Source organism: Catenulispora pinisilvae (genome assembly GCF_015356865.1).
Taxonomy (GTDB): Bacteria; Actinomycetota; Actinomycetes; order Streptomycetales; family Catenulisporaceae; genus Catenulispora; species Catenulispora pinisilvae.
In genome coordinates this window covers 1-2,214 of the sequence record NZ_JAAFZA010000469.1, presented here as the reverse complement: position 1 = coordinate 2,214, position 2,214 = coordinate 1, and the positions used below count along the sequence as shown (strand labels likewise).

The following is a 2,214-nucleotide window of genomic DNA, read 5'->3' as shown; positions in this document are numbered from 1 at the left end:
CCCATCACACCGTCCATCCGGGCCCGCCGCCGCCCACGCACCAGCAGCCACCCGCCGAGCACCAGCGAACCGGTCATCGCGACCGCGGCGTCGACCATCCCGCGCCGGCCCTTGCTCAGTCCCCCGATGCTCTGGTCCGCGACCTCCTCCGGGCCGAACCCGAAGTACTTCGCCCCCTGATACGCCTGCGCATGGGGTGTCGGCGGCTGCCCGGCCACCCCGGCGGCCGCCTTCAGTGCCGCGACCGGGTCCACGATCCCGCTGCCGATCTGGTCGTCGCGCCCGCCGGCCGGCCGGTGCGAGGCCGTGCTCTTCAGAATCTGCGCCACCTGCTCCGGGCTCAGCGCCGGGTTCGCCGAGCGGATCAGCGCCACGACCCCGGCGACGTACGCGCACGCCGGGCTGGTCCCGGCGCCGACCAGGATGTCGTCGCCGATCTCCGGGCCGAAGTCGGCGTAGGTGTCCCCGGCCAGATCGTTGATCGGCAGGGCCATCGGGATGTTCACGCCGGGCGCGGCGACCGCCACGTCCCAGCCGGTCGAGGAGAAGAACGCGCGCTTGCCGGTCTGGTCCACGGCCGCCACCCCGATCACCCCGCGCTCGCCGGCCGGGTACTCGGTCACGTCCTTGTCCGGCTTGTCGCCGGAGTTCCCCGCCGAGACGACCACCGAGACCCCGTGCGCGATCGCGTAGCGCACCGCGTCGGCCTCGTTCGTGCTGTCGCTGTCCGCGCCGGGCACCGTGCCGCCCAGCGACATGCTGATGACCTGCGCGCCGTGGTCGACCGCGTACTTGATGCCCTCGGAGATCGGCGTGTGCGAGGCCTGGAGCAGGCCGTTGTCCGGGCTCTCGTCGTCCCGGATCACCCGCACCGAAAGGATCTTCGCGGCCGGGGCCACCCCCATGACGCCCTGCGAGCCGCCGGGGCCGTGCCCGTGGCCGGCGATGACCGACGCCATGCCGGTCCCGTGCACGCCCCAGTCCGGGTCCCCGGGCTTCTCGGTGCCGCCGACGAAGTCCGGACCCGCGGTCACCTGGCCGGTCAGGTCCGCGCGGGTGCCGACGACGCCGGTGTCCAGGACCGCGACCGTGACGCCCGCCCCCTTCGTGGTCTTCCACGCCTGCGGGAGGTTCAGGAAGGAGATCGGCCACTGCGCCGTGCGGACCGCGTCGGCGGCTCGGGCGGCGGGGGCGGCGATCAGCACCGGGAGCGCCGCGGCGAGTGCGAGGGCTGATAGGCGGTGCATCCGCGTAACGGTCGTCACTGGCCCTTCCCCGCATTGGTGAACTCGCCGGCGAACAGATCGGACAACCCCGACGCTGCCTGCACCGGCGGCGAGTCGGCGACCAGCGCCTTCCCCGATCCGGTCCGCGACTGCGCGGCCGTCGAACCGGCGCGGCCGTCTGCGAACCCTGACACGACGTACACGAGATAGGAACCGTCGTTGGACGCCTGGGAGTTCCACGTCACGCGCTGATTGTCGGCGAACCCGGCGGCCACGGTGGCCGGAACGGGGAACACATCCGGCATCAGCTCCGGCCGCCGGGAGTCGGCGTCGGGCGTCCACTGCCGCCACACCTTGTCGCGCGCCGAGGCCTCGCCCCCGACCACCACCACGCCGACGGTCGCGAAGACCGTCTGGGTGATGTCGGTGTAGGTGGCACGCAGGACCTTGACACAGCCGGCGCCGGGGGCGTCCGTGGCGAGCTCCTCGCCGAAGGCCTTGGGGAGCACGTCGCAGCCCGCGGCGGGGGCGATGCCCAGCCGCACATACTGGCTGCCCAGCGTCACGGTCGGCGGGAAGACCTGCTCGACCGGCTTGGTGCGCCACAAAGCCAGGATCGACTCGTCCGCGAGCTGGGACGGCGCAACCGGCACCGGCTTGGCGGCCTGGGAGGAGCCGGAGGTGGTCACAACGGCGGTGGCCGCGATCGCGGCGCCGAGCGCGACGCTCAACACCGCGCCCATCCAGTAGCGCTTAGGCATGCCGCTCCGCGTCCCCCCAGGACTCCTAGCGAAATCGTGACTCGAACCTCAGAAACCACAGAACAGTAGCCGGGTTGCCGCTGCGTGCGTAACCCGATCTCCAGACCGGCCCGATCACCGCCGGCCGGCGATGTGCCACCGATGCGCGGCCGCCGCGCCGACGGCACCGATCCCCACCCGCCGCACCCCGCTCTACCGCCTGGCCGCTCGCCTGTGCGACGCTGATC

At 72.9% G+C, this 2,214-nt stretch carries 2 protein-coding genes; both read right to left on the bottom strand.

The features are described 5' to 3' along the window. Positions 1 to 1,247: S8 family serine peptidase (locus tag IZR01_RS48945; protein WP_194927865.1), on the bottom strand; the 1,247-nt coding region annotated here is incomplete at its 3' end. A gap of 14 nt (positions 1,248 to 1,261) precedes the next feature. Then, on the bottom strand, positions 1,262 to 1,987 hold the full coding sequence (locus tag IZR01_RS48940) for a hypothetical protein (RefSeq protein WP_194900025.1): 726 nt from the start codon (positions 1,985 to 1,987) through the stop codon (positions 1,262 to 1,264). Between the last annotated feature and the right edge of the window lie 227 nt (positions 1,988 to 2,214).

What these genes read in the sequence shown, in the direction of transcription:
- IZR01_RS48940 (WP_194900025.1), bottom strand. Translation starts at nt 1,987, where the DNA reads ATGCCTAAGCGCTACTGGATGGGCGCGGTGTTGAGCGTCGCGCTCGGC.